This window comes from Neobacillus sp. OS1-32, from assembly GCF_030915425.1.
In the GTDB taxonomy this organism is placed as follows: domain Bacteria; phylum Bacillota; class Bacilli; order Bacillales; family Cytobacillaceae; genus Neobacillus; species Neobacillus paridis.
This window is the reverse complement of the sequence record NZ_CP133263.1, coordinates 2,745,610-2,760,979: the sequence shown is the minus strand read 5'-3', so window position 1 is coordinate 2,760,979 and position 15,370 is coordinate 2,745,610. Positions and strand designations below refer to the sequence as shown.

Below are 15,370 nucleotides of genomic sequence, written 5' to 3'. Positions count from 1 at the left end.
TATGAGTTATAACACGAAGAACTATACCGAACAAGGCGGAGAAAAAACTGTCATCGGCGGTGTTTTAGAAATTAAAGAGGGGGCCTCGGTTACGGGGATTCCTATTGCAGAAAACCAAGCAGACAGCATAGCCACCGATGTTGCTGGTTTAGTTACGGACTTCAATTCCCTGCTTGCCAAACTAAAGGCAGCGGGGCTTATGGAGACGGACTAAGGTGGAATGTAAAGGAGGTTGGTGGTATGGCAGTGGCAGATAATCTCTTGCCTAAAGTTAAGGCAAACTTAATTTTGGCACATGACCAAGATGATGCCCTCCTTATTGGATTTATCACTGCGGCAGTCTCATATGCACAGAGCTATCAGCATGTTCCTGAAAACTATTATGAAACCCATACCATGCCTCCAACAACAGAACAGGCAGTGATTATGTTATCGAGCCATTTCTATGAAAGCAGGGATGGCTCGACGGCAGGTTTCTTTGCTGATAGTGTACAGGCGGGGCAACAAGTATGGAATACAGTGAACTTGCTTTTACGGCTTGACCGAGAGTGGGGTGTTTAGCATGAGTTTTGGAAAGATGAACACCTTTATCGATATCATCAGCACGGTCCCAATAAAGGATGAGGATGGTTTCACCACAAAAGGTGACAACATACTCGCCAGTGTACTTGCTTACAAGGAAGATCGGCATGGCAGTGAACGGTGGACGAATATGGCATCATTTTCTTCTGCAACTTCCTTATTCAGGTTTAGGAAAATCTTTGGGCTTAAGGTGACGAATGAAATGGTCATCGTCTGTGATGATGGCAGATATCAGATTTTAAGTGTTGAGGATGTAAGAAACCGAGGGATGTATGTCGAGGTTTTAGCCGAAAAGCTAGAACCATCTGTGAGGTGATGGATATGGCAAAAGCGAATATAAAGATGCCAGAAGAATTCCTTTTAAAGGTATCCCGATTAGCTGACCAGACCGATGTGATTCTTCCTAAGGTTTTGGAAGTTGGCGGTGAAGTGGTGCTGGATAAAGTCAAAGGAAATCTAAGTAAGGTGGTTGGCAAGGACACGAAATATCCATCCAAAAGTACTGGCGAGTTGCTATCTTCACTGGGCCTTTCTGGTGCAAAGCAAGATAGAAACGGCAATTTCAATGTAAAAGTTGGCTTTGCCGAGCCACGATCGGATGGTGAAAGCAATGCTAAACTTGCCAGCATCATTGAATATGGCAAACATGGTCAGCCTGCAAAACCCTTCCTAAAGCCTGCGAGGAATTCATCTAGGAAACCTTGCATCAACGCAATGGTCGCCAAGCTGGAGGAGGAGATCGGTAAAATATGAATATTTTAGAGGAGTTGAATAACCTTGTTTCCGCTATACCACTCCCCGTGGAAACTGGGGTTTTTTCCGGTTTGGCACCGGATGAATATATCGTGATAACACCTATGTCAGATCGGCTGGATTTCTATGCGGATAACCAAGCCCATACTGTCATTGAGGAAGCGCGGCTCTCTTTGTTTTCTAAGATAAATTATCTAGGACGAAAAAAGCAGCTGACAAAAGCACTTCTAGCAGGAGGCATGACCATAACTGACCGGCAATATATCGGTTTTGAAAATGATACAAAGTACCATCATTATGCGATAGATGTTTTGAAAGAATATGAAATGGAGGATGAATAGATGGCAACGATAGGATTGGATCGATTGTTTTATGCCAACATTACGGAAGATGAGACTGGCGCTGAAACCTATGGCACTCCTAAGATTCTGGCCAAGGCCATGACTGCCGAACTTAGTGTCGAGCTGATGGAAGCGATTCTGTATGCAGATGACGGGGCAGCAGAGGTAGTGAAAGAGTTTAATAGCGGCACGTTAACTCTTGGAATTGATGATATCGGGCCGTTGGTAGCCCAGGACTTAACAGGTAGCAAAATTGACAGCAATAATGTCGTGATATCGAGGAGTGAGGATGGTGGAAAGCCTGTCGCAGTTGGGTTTCGTGCGAAGAAATCAAACGGAAAGTACCGATATTTTTGGCTGTATCGCGTTATTTTTAACATTCCAACAACTAACCTTGCGACCAAAGGTGAATCGATTACCTTTAGTAGTCCCACCATAGAAGGAACGGTCTTTAGACGAAACAAGCTGGATGCAGAAAACAAGCATCCTTGGAAGGCAGAAGTGACGGAAGGAGATAATGGTGTTTCCCAAGAAACCATTACAAACTGGTTTGTTTCCGTTTACGAGCCGGATTTTTCACCCGTAACTCCAACGATCACCATTACAACTCAGCCTGCTGATTTAACGGAAGTGGTGGCAGGAAGTATTTCTGGTAGTTTATCAGTCGTTGCAACGATTAACACCATCAATCCTATTACCTATCAGTGGTATGAAAATTCGTTGGATAGTACGGTCGGTGGCACCATCCTTAATGGGGAAACTTCAGCTAGCTTTGATATCCCAACCGATCTTACGGCAGGAACCTATTATTATTACTGCGTGTTAAGTTCTGTTGGTGCTAGTTCTGTAACAACCAATGTGGCGACCGTGACGGTTTCATAGGGAGGATGGTAAAAGGTGAGTAATAAAAATGTAGAGGCTATACCTTTGGATATAGATTTTGCCGCTGATGAAAGAAGTGCAGTGATTGATATTGGTGGTGCGGATTATAAATTGATTTTAACCACAAAAGCTACAAAAGAAATCGCGAAACGCTATGGAGGTCTTGAAAATCTGGGTGCCAAGCTGATGAACACGAAAGACTTTGAACTTGCCTTAGATGAAATCGTCTGGCTCATTACCTTATTAGCGAACCAATCGATTCTCATTCATAATTTACGAAATAAAGAAGCGAAGAAAGACCTGTTGAAGGAAGAGGAAGTGGAATTGTTGACCACTCCGTTCGAGTTGGCAGAATACAAAAATGCCATTATGGCCAGCATGTTGAAAGGAACCAAACGGCATATTGAGAGTGAGCCATCAAAAAACGTGGAAGTCGGGTAAGCGATGATGAGTTGTTTATCCGACTAATTTATTATGGAACGGCTCAATTGAATAGAAGCGAAGAAGAAGTGTGGCTTATGCCCATGGGTTATTTATTGGATTTATGGGAATGCCATAAGCAGTTTAATGGAATAGCCAAACCAAAGCAGGAAGTCTTCATTGATGATGTCATTCCTGTGGGGATTTAGGAGTCTGAAAAAATTTTTTTCTATAACCAAAAAGTGCTCTGAACCCTTGAAAGGCCTGGTTTTTTCTCCTGTCACAACACTAACCACAATACATAGTCACAGTCTTGACTTACAAAAAAGTGTTTGTGATACAATCCAAAAAAAGGGAGAGGGGCTGTAGTGATGGAGATTCCAAAGATTGAGGACTTTATGAAAGAGATCGAGAATATGAAGAGGGATGCAAGGGAATGTGGCGAGAGCAGTATAGAAGTTTGTAGTGGCACGCTTCATAAAATGTTGGGGGATCATAAAGGAAAAAATGCGAGAATGGCAAGTTGCTGCAGGGCAATGTATAAAAGCATGAAACCTAGCGATGAAGTGGTTCAATTACCCGATGCAAAGGCTGGTGATACAGAAACAAAAGGATTTGGGGCAAGATTAATCATTCGGTACTATCTGTAACAGAGCAATAGGCACTCTATAAAAGGGTGTCTTTTTTATGCCTTATTGGAGAGGAGGTGGAGTCGTGGCAGGCAATTTCGGCCTTCGGATCGGTGTTGAAGGGGAGAAAGATTTTAAAAATGCTTTACGGGATATCAACCAGAATTTCAAGGTGCTAGGCAGTGAAATGAACCTGGTTGCCGCTCAATTTGATAAGCAAGATCAATCTCTTGAAGCGCTGACTGCTAGAAATGGTGTGCTGAACAAGTCCGTTGATGCTCAGAAAGAAAAAATCAAAACGTTGGAAGCTGCTTTGCGAAATGCTTCTGAATCGTTCGGTGAGACCGACAGACGAACGCAAAACTGGCAGATTCAGCTGAATAATGCGAAATCTGAATTAATGAAGATGGAGCGGGAGGTTGAAAATAATAACCAAGCCATTCAACAACTGAATGAGGGTTTTAATGAGGCTGAAGGCGAGGCCGAGCAGTTCGCAGATGAAGTGCAAAATGCCGCAGATCAAACTGAAAAAGCCTCTGGTCGCTTTGAAAAGTTGGGCGGCGTTTTAAAAGGAATCGGGGCAACAATTGGTACAGCCGTAGCGGCCATTGGTACTGCCGCAGTCGCTGCTGGGGCAAGCCTTATTAAACTTGGTGATGAATACAATATGGCGGTCAATCAGATTTCCGCTTCCACTGGTGCCACCGGGGCTGAGCTTGAAGAATTAGGTGAAGTTGCTCAAAACGTGTATAAGCACAATTTCGGTGATAGCTTGGAGGATGTGGCCAGCGGGATTTCAGAAGTGCAAAAGATAACCGGACTCATGGGCGAAGAATTAGAAAAAGCCACAGAGTCCGGTTTTGCTTTCCGGGATACATTTGGCTTTGATATGCAGGAATCCGCAAGGGCCGCAGGTGCTCTCATGAAAAACTTCGGGATCTCCGCAGATGAAGCCTATAACATCATTGCGACTGGTGCTCAAAATGGAGCCGATAAAAATGGCGACCTGCTGGATACCCTTAACGAATACTCTGTTCAGTATGCCTCCCTTGGCCTAAGTGCTGATGAATTTATCGCTAGTTTGATTGCTGGTGCAGAAAGCGGTGCTTTTAGTATTGATAAGGTCGGGGATGCGGTAAAAGAGTTTAATATCCGTGCCAAAGACGGAAGCAAGACCAGTGTCGAGGCCTTCACCTCTTTGGGCCTCAATGCAGAAGAAATGACGAAGAAGTTTGCAGAAGGTGGCGAAACAGCCAATGCTGCTTTTTTCACCGTTATTGAAAAGCTTCAGGAAATTGAGGATCCCCTCCTCAAAAATACGATTGGTGTTCAGTTATTTGGTACTCAATTTGCGGATTTAGAAGCAAATGTACTTCCTGTTCTTTCCTGCATCAAGGATAGTACTATAGCGAGCGGGGATGCATTGAATCAAATAAAAGAAGTGAAATATGACAATCTAACTGATGGGCTTGAAGGGGTCAAACGTTCCTTGCAAGGGGTATTTTTACCTGCTGTCAGCGAAGTATCGGCAGGTATCACGGACCTATTTTCAGGTTTGTCTAATGGCATCAATGCCGCTGATGGTGATTTTGAAAAAATTGCAGAGGTGATCGGCGAGACAGTCGGTGGCATTACAGAACTTATCACCGAACAACTCCCCCAATTTGTCACCCTTGGCCTACAAATTATAATGTCACTTATCGGGGCGATTGTTGAAAATCTTCCTTTGATTATCGATTCCGCCATGCAAATTGTGACGACTCTACTTCAAGGTTTGATTGAGGCCTTACCTCAAATAACCGAAGGAGCACTTTACCTTGTTCTTAGTTTAGTGGACGGCATCATTGCGAATTTGCCAGCCTTAATCGAAGCGGCATTGACGATGATTGTCACACTTGCGACGGGAATTGCTGAGGCATTGCCAAACCTTATTCCATCGATTGTTGAAGCGATTCTCTTAATCGTAGATACCATTATCAATAATCTCGATATGATTTTGGAGGCGGCATTTAAGATTATTGAAGGATTGGCGTTGGGACTGATTAATGCTTTGCCTAGATTAATAGAAGCTCTGCCAACCTTGATTTCAACAATCATTAGTTTTATTACTTCCAATCTACCAAAGATTGTAGAGATGGGAGTCAAATTAATTGTCCAATTGGCAGTCGGACTTGTTCAGGCTATTCCCCAGCTGGTGGCCCAATTACCTCAGATTATCTCTGCCCTCATCGTCGGGCTAGGAAAAGCAGCGGTTTCCATTGTTGAAGTGGGTAAAAGTATTATCAGAGGTCTGTGGAGCGGGATTTCCTCGATGGTTGGCTGGATCAAAGAAAAGGTTATCAACTTTGTCGGCGGTATCGTTAGCAGTGTAAAAGGGATTCTTGGGATCCGCTCTCCTTCAAAGGTATTCGCTGGTATCGGTGAAAACATGGGTGAAGGAATCGGTGTTGGGTTTACTGATGCAATGAAAAGTGTGGAAAAGGATATGAAAGGAGCGATTCCTACTGAATTTGACTTGAACATGGATAGTGTCGTGACCGGAGTTGAAGCAGGAAATAATAGGGCTGTATTTGATGTCACGATTCCATTAACCATTGATGGAAATGTCCTAACCCGGATTATTGCCCAGCTGCAATGGAATCAAAATACGGTGACTGTCAGAAACTTAGGGGTTGCAGGCTCGTAAAAGGAGGGCAGGTTGGTGATTGAAATCTATGCAGGAAATACATTAATTCAGACTATCCGGAAAGTGATGGCAGCTAGTTTAAGAGAAACGCTTGAAGGAGAATTTACTCTGTCCTTTACGGTTCTGGCCAAATCTGCCCTTGCCTTAAAGACGAAGCAGGTAGCCAAGATTTACGATCAATATTTTGAAATTGTGCAAATCACGAAGTCATTGCAGGGGAGCCTTCCAGTCTGTTCGGTGACTTGTGAGCATGTTTCCTACATTTTGAATGATGAAGTTTTTACAATAAATGAGTTTGACTTTTCGGGAGATCCTGCAGCTGGATTGAGTCAGCTTTTATCGGGAACTCCTTTTTCTGCAGGTAGGGTTGATTTTACTAATAGCTGTACAATGAAGGTTAACCAAGAGGTGACAAGACGAGCGGCGTTAATGCAGTACATTGCCATCTTGGGTGGCGAGATTGAATACGACGGCTACCAGATTAATATTCGAAGTCATCGTGGAAGCAGTGAGTATCAGTCGGTGATGGATTCAAAGAATGTTACGAATGTGTCAGTCACACATGACTCTCGGGAAAATGCTTCTTCTTATGAAATTTCCTTTTTTAGACTTTTGAATCTAGCAGTCGGGGATAACGTTCATATTGTTTTCAGGCCTTTAGGGATTGATGTGAAAACAAGAATTATTTCTTTAGAATACAATCCCTTTTATCGGTACAACATCCGGGTGGAGGTTGGTCGATACAAGCCGAGTATTTCCGATACTTTTTACCGGATTGAAAACTCCTTGAACACGGTGGAATCTTCGTTGAACGAGGTTGGCAGTTCGGTTGATGGCCTTCAGTTTCAAGTGGATCAGCTTGAGGTTTCCTATACGTTGGTGAAGAACTTAACGATTGATGAGAGTTATATCAATGTTACGTATGAAGTGGAAAAAGGAGATACCCTTCAATACTTTGCCAAGTACAGCTACACCACTGATGCGAACGGAAGGATTACGAGCATCACTCTAGAAGATATTTTTTCAGAGCTTCTATTAAAAGAGGTTTCCACCTTGTTGGTTGATGCGACTAGATTCGAAATCACATTTAAAGATGGAGAGATTGCTAGTTACAACTATACAACAGATAGCAACGGTAGAATTACAGGCATTGAAAAGGTGGTGGAGGTATAGGTCATGAGTTATCATAGCAATTTTAATAACACATTAGCAATCTGGACCGCTTTTGGTGGCAGGGGTGAGCTCATCCTTCCCATACCCACTTTGACTTGGCAAAAGAAGTATTATTATGATTTTGGCTACACAAAATATGGAACTGAAACGCAAATCAAAGTCCATGATAATGGGAATGCCCAGATTGCTGTTTATCATGCGAAAACGCCATATATGTCGTATTTCAATCAATCGACTAAGAAGTGGACCGTGGTTAGTGTTCCTTGGTGGAGCTATGGAGCACCAGAAGTATTATGGGCTGGCGGTGGGGTGTTTATAGCCAAAATTACAGGCATGGCAAATATTATCGCGTCCTTTGATGGCATCACTTGGCATAATGCAGGTTACTGCCAAGGTGCACAAAACTCGATGACCACAGGGGCTTATGATTCTGAAAGGGGATCGGGCGTAGTCAGTTGGTGGTATTATAAATCACCGGTTTACTACAGCTTTGATTCTTTGACTGAACGAACAGCATGGACTTTGGTAGGGGCCGATGGGACCTCTGTTCCGATTTTTAGTTACATGACCACGCATAAAGGATTGTTTGTTGGAGTCGTTGGTGGAGACCGCTCTATTGCGGTAGCAAATACAGCCAGTCCATGGACATGGATTACAACTATTGATGAAGTACCGGATACATATTATATGTTTATCCGTTCCGTCCATGAAAAGCTCTTTGTTATGAAGTACCGCTATGTCTCTGGTAAGTTTTATGTGTATCTCTGTGTACTAAATGATAGTGCAACTGGGTTTACTGAAACAAACCTTTCTCATGTTGGCAGTCTTGCCGATAATCGAATACCGGACCCTGAAAACATCATCTGGATGGAAGATTGGGGCAAATATGTTCTTTTCAATGAGAGCATGCTTTATGTATCAGATGATGGCTTGACGTGGAAAGGTGTCGAGCAGCCAGGGTTTACAACAACAAACTCGGATGTATTTGGCGGGGCCATTTATGTACCGGGTGATGGGTTTTATGTGAAATGTAGTGATTATGTTTATTATGCTCCGTATTGATTTGGGTGTAAATACAGGCGCTTTGTGATTTCTATAGTCACATGCGTCTTTTTATATAAATGAAACTAAATTGAAAGGGAGGGAGTAAAATGGCTATAAAGGAAATTTGGATATATGTACAGTCGGCAATGGCTGCAATGGGCGGATGGTTGGGGTGGTTTCTTGGTGGATTTGATGGATTTTTATATGCTCTTATAACCTTTGTAGTTGTAGATTACATTACCGGGATTATGGTTGCGATAATAGACCGAAAGCTTTCCAGTGTTATTGGAGCTCGAGGGATTTTCAAAAAGATTCTAATTTTCATATTGGTTGGGATCGCCCATATCATTGACAGTCGATTGATTGGTGACGGCAGTGTCATTCGCACAGCGGTCATCTTTTTTTATTTGTCCAATGAAGGAATTAGCATCATTGAAAATGCTTCAAGAATTGGCTTACCGATACCACAAAAATTAAAAGATGTTCTAGCTCAATTGAACGGAAAAGAAAAGGATGGTGGTAGCAATGGAACTAACCACTAGATATATGACTAGGAATGATTGTTATAAAGCCAATCAGAAAATATCACCGAAAGGGATTATGGTCCACTCCACTGCGACTCCGGGTGTGATGGCAGCCGATTGGTTTAGCCGATGGAATAAATCTTATCAAGCTGGTGAAACAAGTAGGCAAGTTGCTGTTCATGCTTTTGTTGATGATAAAGGGGTGTGGCAGTACTTACCTTGGAACCATAGAGGTTGGCACTGTGGTGGAGCGGGGAACAACACTCATATTGGCATTGAAATTTGCGAGCCTGGTGGTTTTTCTTATGGTAAGGGATCTGCGATGGTTGGCTACAATGTCTCAATGAATGAAGCTTATTTTAGAAAGGCTTGGCAGAATGCAGTGGAGCTTTGTGTGATGCTTTGCCGAGAATATGATTTAACAGAAAAGGATATCATTTGCCATTCGGAGGGTCATAAACTGAGTATCGCAAGTAATCATGCAGATGTGATGCACTGGTTTCCTAAGCATGGAAAGAGTATGAATACCTTTCGGGCAGATGTGAAGAAGTTACTGAGTACAAAAAATAAACCAGCAGAGCCGGTGAAAAAGAAATATTACCGTGTGCAGATCGGTGCATATTCGGACAAAGCAAATGCTGAGGCACAGCTTGCCAAAGCTAAAAAGGCAGGCTTTACGGATGCATTTATTAAGTATGATTAATCAATTGGTAAGCTAATAAGCAGTGTTTCTTGATTTTAATCGGGTTTCCGAAATAAAATATATTGAACTATTAGAATTATACAGCCTGTAGGGGTTCTTCTCTTGCAGGCTCTTTTTTTATGCTCTGATTCAAATTAATTCTTACAAATCCTCAACTTCGACCTGTTCCCGCGGCTATTAGGTAGGAGGTGATTCCTAGTGAATCAGCACGAGGATAAAAAAATTACAAAGATTTCAGATGAGATTATAGACAAAAGCGTTGAATTAATGAAAGTATCACAGGAACAGCTACAGCGTGAGTTTGATTATATCCAGGCAGAAAAATTACTTAGAAAGATGCTTGGAAAAGGCTTAATAACTGAAATAGAGTTCCACAAGATAGACGCACTAAATCGCCAAACTTTCTCCCCTTTTTTAGCAGAGATAATGCCCTGAAATCGTTGATATATAAGGGTTTCAGAGGTAATATGTGACCTACCAAGAAGGAGGTGAGAGGATGAAAAAGATAACGAAAATAGAAGGAAATACTGCCAACCCCTTTATTAAGCCAAAAACACGAGTAGTTGCCTACTGCCGGGTTTCTACAGATAGCAATGAACAACTAGTCAGCTTGCAAGCACAAAAGGCCCATTACGAGAGCTACATAAAGGCAAATCCAGAATGGGAATATGCAGGTTTATATTATGACGAGGGAATCAGCGGCACGAAAAAGGAAAACCGCTCTGACCTACTTAGAATGTTATCTGACTGTGAAACTGGGAGGATTGACTTAATTATTACAAAGTCAATTAGCCGATTTGCGAGAAATACTACAGACTGCTTGGAGATGGTTCGAAAACTGATAGACCTTGGGGTTCATATCTATTTTGAGAAGGAAAACATCAATACGGGTTCGATGGAAAGTGAATTGATGCTCTCCATTTTAAGTGGGCTTGCAGAAAGTGAATCAATTTCCATTTCTGAAAATACTAAATGGGCAATTCAAAGACGATTTCAAAACGGAACCTTTAAAATTTCCTACCCACCATATGGCTATCAAAACATTGACGGTCAGATGATAGTAAACCCTAAGCAGGCTGAAATTGTGAAGTATATTTTTGCAGAGGTATTATCGGGCAAAGGAACACAGAAAGTTGCAAATGATCTTAATCAAAAGGGTATCCCTTCAAAAAGAGGTGGTCGTTGGACGACTACTACGATTCGAGGGATTCTGACCAATGAAAAATATACTGGCGATGTTATTTTGCAAAAGACTTATACTGACAGCCATTTTAACAGGCACACCAATTATGGTGAGAAAAATATGTATCTAGTAGAAAACCATCATGAGGCGATTATCAGCCATAAAGATTTTGAAGCTGTCGATGCCGTTCTCAATCAGAGAGCAAAGGAAAAAGGCATCGAAAAGCGCAATAGCAAATATCTAAACCGATATTCTTTCTCTAGTAAAATTATCTGCTCAGAATGTGGCAGTACCTTTAAAAGACGGATTCATTCATCTGGCCCAAGAAAATACATTGCTTGGTGCTGCAGTAAGCATATAAGCCAGATAACGGAATGTTCCATGCAGTTCATTCGAGATGATGATATAAAGACTGCATTTGTTTCGATGATGAATAAACTCATTTTCGGTCAGAAATTCATATTAAGACCACTTATGGATGGGCTACGTAACCAGAATAATGCAGCGGGTTTTCGCAGAATCGGAGAGTTGGAAACTAAGATTGAAAACAACATGGAGCAGAGCCAAATGCTGACGGGTTTAATGGCCAAAGGATATCTGGAACCTGCCCTGTTTAATAAAGAAAAGAATTCACTGGAAGCAGAAAGAGAAAGACTTCTTGATGAAAAGGATCAACTTACTCGTTCCGTCAACGGCAATTTTGCAAAAGTAGACGAGGTTGACCATTTACTTAAGTTTACCACTAAGTCCAAAATGCTTACAGCCTATGAGGATGAGTTGTTTGAAAGTTACGTAGAGAAGATTATTGTTTTTTCACGAGAGGAAGTTGGATTTGAATTAAAATGTGGAATCACATTGAAGGAAAGGTTGGTGAATTAGATGGGTCACACACCCTATGGATATAGAATTGAAGATGGAAAGGCTGTTGTGGATGAAAAAGCATCAGAGCAGGTAAAAGAATTATTTTCAGGATACTTGGCAGGATTTTCTTTGAAGGATGCTGCTAAAAGAGCTGGTATTGAATGCTACCATGCCACTGCAGGAAAGATGTTACAGAACCAGCAATACCTTGGCGATGAATTCTACCCTCCAATTATTGATGAGGAGACATTTGAAAAAGCAAGAGTAGAAAAACGAAAACGAGCAGAAAAGCTAGGAAGGATATGGGAACCTAAAGATGCACCGGAAACGGATTATCCTATAAAGTTCAAAGCAAAACCTCTAGTGCAAAAATATGACGACCCATACAAGCAGGCGGAATATGCCTACAGTTTGATAGAAAGCGAGGTCTAACAAGTGGCGGTAAGTAGGAATGTAACAGTGATTCCGGCAATTAAACGGGTTGGAAATAATAAAAATAGTGAAAGCAAATCAAAAATACGAGTGGCTGCTTACTGTCGTGTTTCAACGGATAGTGAGGAGCAAGCTTCAAGCTATGACATTCAGATTGAACATTATACAAATTATATTAAGAAGAACAAGGAATGGGAATTGGCAGGAATTTTTGCGGATGACGGTATCACAGGTACAAATACCAAAAAGCGTGATGAATTCAATCGCATGATTGAAGAGTGTATGGCGGGCAATATTGATATGATTATCACAAAATCCATCAGCCGATTCGCTAGGAACACGTTGGACTGCCTTAAATACATCCGTCAATTAAAGGATAAAAACGTTGCTGTGTTCTTCGAGAAAGAGAGTATCAACACCATGGATTCCAAGGGAGAAATCTTGCTGACCATTATGGCATCCCTTGCCCAACAAGAAAGCCAATCCTTAAGCCAGAACGTTAAGCTAGGTATTCAGTATCGCTATCAACAAGGTGAAGTACAGGTCAACCACAAGCGTTTCCTTGGATACACCAAGGATGAAAATAAGCAGCTAGTGATTGAACCAAAGGGTGCTGAGGTTGTTAAACGGATTTACAGAGAGTACCTTGAGGGAGCAAGCCTTTTACAGATAGCAAGAGGGCTGGAAACAGACGGTATTCTTACAGCGGCAGGCAAATCTAAATGGAGACCTGAAACACTGAAAAAGATACTGCAGAATGAAAAGTACATCGGTGATGCCCTTCTACAAAAGACTTATACGGTTGATTTCCTTTCTAAAAAGCGGGTCAAGAATAACGGCATCGTTCCCCAGTATTATGTTGAAAACAGCCATGAGCCTATCATTCCACGAGACCTTTTTATGCAGGTTCAAGAAGAGATGGTTCGAAGAGCGAATCTCCGCATTGGTAAAGGTGGCAAAAAGAGAGTTTATAGTAGCAAGTTTGCTTTATCAAGCATCGTATACTGCGGACAGTGCGGTGATATTTACCGACGGGTACATTGGAATAACCGAGGATACAAGTCTATTGTTTGGAGATGCGTCAGCCGTTTGGAGGAAAAAGGGTCTGAATGTACGGCCCCTACCATAAACGAGGAAATATTACAGACAGCAGTGGTCAAGGCTATTAACGAACTTTTGGCTAACAAAGAACCCTTCCTCCAGTCACTACAGAAAAACATAGCTACTGTATTTAATGAAGAAAACGATAATGCCACCGATGACATTGATAGTAAATTGGAAGAATTACAACAACAGCTTCTTATCCAAGCAAAGTCCAAAAATGACTATGAAGATGTTGCTGATGAAATTTACTGCCTTCGAGAAATGAAACAAAATGCACTAGTTGAAAATGCAGAGCGTGAAGGAAAAAGGCAACGAATCGCTGAAATGACTGATTTCTTGAATGAACAGTCCAGCGAGCTGGAGGAATATGATGAGCAGTTAGTAAGACGGCTTATTGAAAAGGTAACGATATTTGATGAAAAGCTCGCCGTTGAATTCAAGTCTGGTGTTGAAATAGATGTAGAAATATAAAATAAATTTGACCGCCGATTCAGGAGAAGTAACTTCTAATCGGCGGTTTTTCTTTAATAACACTTAATATTTACAAAGTTATGAAGGTAAGAACTTATATTATTGACCATTTTTTCTTCGAACAGTTATTGATTCTCCAGCGACGCCCCAATTATCAGTATCTACCTCATCAATAACGACAACAGTTGTGTTCGGGTTTTTACCTAATATATCAACTAGTAATTGTGTTGCTCCCTTTATTAGCTCAGCTTTTTTCTCAGGTGTAACATTTTCATTTGTAATTTTAATATTTACATATGGCATTAAAATTCCCTCTTTTCATTTGATTTTAGAAGCGATGTTTCTAAGTTTGGTATTCGATCAAATCGAATACCGCTTACAAGCAACATAGAACCTATGAATACTACACTAGCTGCTCCAATCAAAGCTAAATTAAAACTTTGCGTATATGATAATAGAATTCCAGCAATTGTTGGTCCAATCATTTGACCAGCAGCATAAATGGCCGTTAGATAGCCAATAATTCGACTGCTATTTGATGGACTCATTTGGCGTGCCAATGTTGTGGCGAGTGTAGTGATACCCATAAAAGTTGCTCCAAATAATAATGCACTTATCAGTAAACTAGATTGGCTCAACCAGAAGGCAGGTAGTGCAATACCAATGGATTGTAAGATCATCGAAAATACTAATGATTTTACATAGCCCCATTTTTTTGCGAGGGTTGACCAGATGATACATGATGGAATTGCACCTAATCCAACAACCATCCAAACAATGGCAGAGTCAATGCTAAAGATTGGGGTCTTTTCAGCAATTGACACTATAAATGTCCCTGTTACAATATACCCTAATCCTTCTAGTCCATAGGCAATAATTAACCAAGTAAGCCATTTGAGAGGTGGTGCTTGTGTAATAACTATTTGTACATCCTTTTTTACATTCGAGTTTGGGGAATCTTTGAGCCAAAACCACACGAAGATAGTAAGGATACTGCTTACAATGGCTAATCCAACCCATACACCTTCCCACATATATAAATCGTTAAAACTTGGAATAAACAGGGTCAAAAAAATATTCCAAAACCTACCCCTGAATAAAAATAGCCTGACCAATTTGTTTTACCAGCAGAAGCCAGTTTATCTAAGACAATACTAGAGGCTAAAACAAAAATGAATGCACTTGCCACTCCGGAAATAAAGCGAATGATTAACATCAGTATATAGGCTTGAGTAAGCCCCATCATACATGTGGTAATAATACTTGCCACAAGACTGACTCTTAAATAAAACGTTTTATGCTTTTTCAAAGGGAGAACTCCTGTTAAAATTGCTCCAACGAAATATCCAGCGTAATTACTGGAAGCAAGGTAACCTGCAACTGAATCAGTAAAGGTAAGAGCTTCTTGCATGAGCGGTAAGATTGGAGTATAGGCAAATCTTCCAATTCCCATTGCAATCATTAATGAAAAAATTCCCCCAATCAAAAATGAAAAAGGATTATTGTTCAACCTTTCACCTCCAATTAAAAATATTCTTGCATTTTTATCTTATCTGCTTTTTGATATATGGTATAATACTAA

20 protein-coding genes and 1 pseudogene are annotated in these 15,370 nt (G+C 41.2%); 18 read left to right on the top strand and 3 right to left on the bottom strand.

From position 1 onward, the window contains the following. Position 1 precedes the first annotated feature (1 nt). The 18 genes and pseudogenes from RCG24_RS13735 (at position 2) to RCG24_RS13650 (ending at position 13,788) form a co-directional block, all read left to right on the top strand. Positions 2–214, top strand: a complete 213-nt coding sequence (locus RCG24_RS13735; protein ID WP_216883831.1) for a head fiber protein — start codon at positions 2–4, stop codon at positions 212–214. Positions 215–240: 26 nt separating this feature from the next. Beyond that, a complete protein-coding gene (locus tag RCG24_RS13730; protein ID WP_308077282.1) occupies positions 241–561 on the top strand; it encodes a head-tail connector protein in 321 nt (106 codons plus the stop codon). A 1-nt stretch (position 562) separates the two neighbouring features. Next, positions 563–898 carry a head-tail adaptor protein gene (locus RCG24_RS13725; protein ID WP_216883833.1) on the top strand — a complete coding sequence of 112 codons (336 nt, stop codon included), beginning with the start codon at positions 563–565 and terminating at the stop codon, positions 896–898. A 5-nt stretch (positions 899–903) separates the two neighbouring features. After that, positions 904–1,335: an HK97-gp10 family putative phage morphogenesis protein gene (locus tag RCG24_RS13720; protein ID WP_308077281.1), complete on the top strand. Its 432-nt coding sequence runs from the start codon at positions 904–906 to the stop codon at positions 1,333–1,335. Then, the gene (locus RCG24_RS13715; RefSeq protein WP_308077280.1) at positions 1,332–1,676 is read left to right on the top strand and encodes a hypothetical protein; all 345 of its coding nucleotides are present in this window, start codon (positions 1,332–1,334) and stop codon (positions 1,674–1,676) included. Before RCG24_RS13720 ends, RCG24_RS13715 begins: the two co-directional genes overlap by 4 nt. Next, a pseudogene (locus tag RCG24_RS13710) lies at positions 1,677–2,255 on the top strand (major tail protein); the annotation flags it as partial. A gap of 318 nt (positions 2,256–2,573) precedes the next feature. After that, on the top strand, positions 2,574–2,999 hold the full coding sequence (locus tag RCG24_RS13705; RefSeq protein ID WP_308077279.1) for a hypothetical protein: 426 nt from the start codon (positions 2,574–2,576) through the stop codon (positions 2,997–2,999). A gap of 47 nt (positions 3,000–3,046) precedes the next feature. After that, a complete protein-coding gene (locus tag RCG24_RS13700; protein WP_308077278.1) occupies positions 3,047–3,187 on the top strand; it encodes a hypothetical protein in 141 nt (46 codons plus the stop codon). Positions 3,188–3,349: 162 nt separating this feature from the next. Then, positions 3,350–3,628, top strand: a complete 279-nt coding sequence (locus RCG24_RS13695) for a hypothetical protein (protein WP_308077277.1) — start codon at positions 3,350–3,352, stop codon at positions 3,626–3,628. A gap of 64 nt (positions 3,629–3,692) precedes the next feature. Beyond that, positions 3,693–6,293: a phage tail tape measure protein gene (locus RCG24_RS13690; protein WP_308077276.1), complete on the top strand. Its 2,601-nt coding sequence runs from the start codon at positions 3,693–3,695 to the stop codon at positions 6,291–6,293. Positions 6,294–6,308: 15 nt separating this feature from the next. Next, positions 6,309–7,466, top strand: coding sequence for a hypothetical protein (locus tag RCG24_RS13685; RefSeq protein ID WP_308077275.1), 1,158 nt, complete (start codon positions 6,309–6,311; stop codon positions 7,464–7,466). 3 nt (positions 7,467–7,469) lie between these two features. After that, complete coding sequence (locus tag RCG24_RS13680) at positions 7,470–8,528, top strand: hypothetical protein (protein WP_308077274.1); 1,059 nt, start codon at positions 7,470–7,472, stop codon at positions 8,526–8,528. An 89-nt stretch (positions 8,529–8,617) separates the two neighbouring features. After that, positions 8,618–9,052 carry a phage holin family protein gene (locus RCG24_RS13675; RefSeq protein ID WP_374049097.1) on the top strand — a complete coding sequence of 145 codons (435 nt, stop codon included), beginning with the start codon at positions 8,618–8,620 and terminating at the stop codon, positions 9,050–9,052. Then, positions 9,036–9,737, top strand: a complete 702-nt coding sequence (locus RCG24_RS13670) for an N-acetylmuramoyl-L-alanine amidase (RefSeq protein ID WP_308077273.1) — start codon at positions 9,036–9,038, stop codon at positions 9,735–9,737. Before RCG24_RS13675 ends, RCG24_RS13670 begins: the two co-directional genes overlap by 17 nt. Positions 9,738–9,935: 198 nt before the next feature. After that, the gene (locus RCG24_RS13665) at positions 9,936–10,172 is read left to right on the top strand and encodes an SHOCT domain-containing protein (protein WP_308077272.1); all 237 of its coding nucleotides are present in this window, start codon (positions 9,936–9,938) and stop codon (positions 10,170–10,172) included. Positions 10,173–10,233: 61 nt separating this feature from the next. Then, positions 10,234–11,799: a recombinase family protein gene (locus tag RCG24_RS13660; protein WP_308077271.1), complete on the top strand. Its 1,566-nt coding sequence runs from the start codon at positions 10,234–10,236 to the stop codon at positions 11,797–11,799. After that, the gene (locus RCG24_RS13655) at positions 11,800–12,213 is read left to right on the top strand and encodes a recombinase family protein (RefSeq protein WP_308077270.1); all 414 of its coding nucleotides are present in this window, start codon (positions 11,800–11,802) and stop codon (positions 12,211–12,213) included. It begins immediately after the preceding gene. Between the two features lie 3 nt (positions 12,214–12,216). Next, positions 12,217–13,788 carry a recombinase family protein gene (locus tag RCG24_RS13650; RefSeq protein ID WP_308077269.1) on the top strand — a complete coding sequence of 524 codons (1,572 nt, stop codon included), beginning with the start codon at positions 12,217–12,219 and terminating at the stop codon, positions 13,786–13,788. A 99-nt stretch (positions 13,789–13,887) separates the two neighbouring features. Here the strand turns inward: RCG24_RS13650 and RCG24_RS13645 are convergent, their stop codons facing one another. From RCG24_RS13645 to RCG24_RS13635, 3 genes are read right to left on the bottom strand one after another with little or no spacing between them, the layout of a single operon-like run. Continuing rightward, on the bottom strand, positions 13,888–14,091 hold the full coding sequence (locus tag RCG24_RS13645) for a tautomerase family protein (RefSeq protein WP_035197472.1): 204 nt from the start codon (positions 14,089–14,091) through the stop codon (positions 13,888–13,890). After that, on the bottom strand, positions 14,091–14,822 hold the full coding sequence (locus RCG24_RS13640) for a YbfB/YjiJ family MFS transporter (protein WP_308077268.1): 732 nt from the start codon (positions 14,820–14,822) through the stop codon (positions 14,091–14,093). The genes RCG24_RS13645 and RCG24_RS13640 overlap by 1 nt, the downstream gene beginning before the upstream one ends. 32 nt (positions 14,823–14,854) lie before the next feature. Then, the gene (locus RCG24_RS13635) at positions 14,855–15,298 is read right to left on the bottom strand and encodes a YbfB/YjiJ family MFS transporter (protein ID WP_308077267.1); all 444 of its coding nucleotides are present in this window, start codon (positions 15,296–15,298) and stop codon (positions 14,855–14,857) included. Between the last annotated feature and the right edge of the window lie 72 nt (positions 15,299–15,370).

Coding starts and splice junctions, on each gene's coding strand:
- RCG24_RS13735 (WP_216883831.1), top strand. CDS start 2: ATGAGTTATAACACGAAGAACTATACCGAACAAGGCGGAGAAAAAACT.
- RCG24_RS13695 (WP_308077277.1), top strand. CDS start 3,350: ATGGAGATTCCAAAGATTGAGGACTTTATGAAAGAGATCGAGAATATG.
- RCG24_RS13675 (WP_374049097.1), top strand. CDS start 8,618: ATGGCTATAAAGGAAATTTGGATATATGTACAGTCGGCAATGGCTGCA.
- RCG24_RS13680 (WP_308077274.1), top strand. CDS start 7,470: ATGAGTTATCATAGCAATTTTAATAACACATTAGCAATCTGGACCGCT.
- RCG24_RS13720 (WP_308077281.1), top strand. CDS start 904: ATGGCAAAAGCGAATATAAAGATGCCAGAAGAATTCCTTTTAAAGGTA.
- RCG24_RS13715 (WP_308077280.1), top strand. CDS start 1,332: ATGAATATTTTAGAGGAGTTGAATAACCTTGTTTCCGCTATACCACTC.
- RCG24_RS13645 (WP_035197472.1), bottom strand. CDS start 14,091: ATGCCATATGTAAATATTAAAATTACAAATGAAAATGTTACACCTGAG.
- RCG24_RS13640 (WP_308077268.1), bottom strand. CDS start 14,822: ATGTGGGAAGGTGTATGGGTTGGATTAGCCATTGTAAGCAGTATCCTT.
- RCG24_RS13725 (WP_216883833.1), top strand. CDS start 563: ATGAGTTTTGGAAAGATGAACACCTTTATCGATATCATCAGCACGGTC.
- RCG24_RS13655 (WP_308077270.1), top strand. CDS start 11,800: ATGGGTCACACACCCTATGGATATAGAATTGAAGATGGAAAGGCTGTT.
- RCG24_RS13730 (WP_308077282.1), top strand. CDS start 241: ATGGCAGTGGCAGATAATCTCTTGCCTAAAGTTAAGGCAAACTTAATT.
- RCG24_RS13660 (WP_308077271.1), top strand. CDS start 10,234: ATGAAAAAGATAACGAAAATAGAAGGAAATACTGCCAACCCCTTTATT.
- RCG24_RS13670 (WP_308077273.1), top strand. CDS start 9,036: ATGGAACTAACCACTAGATATATGACTAGGAATGATTGTTATAAAGCC.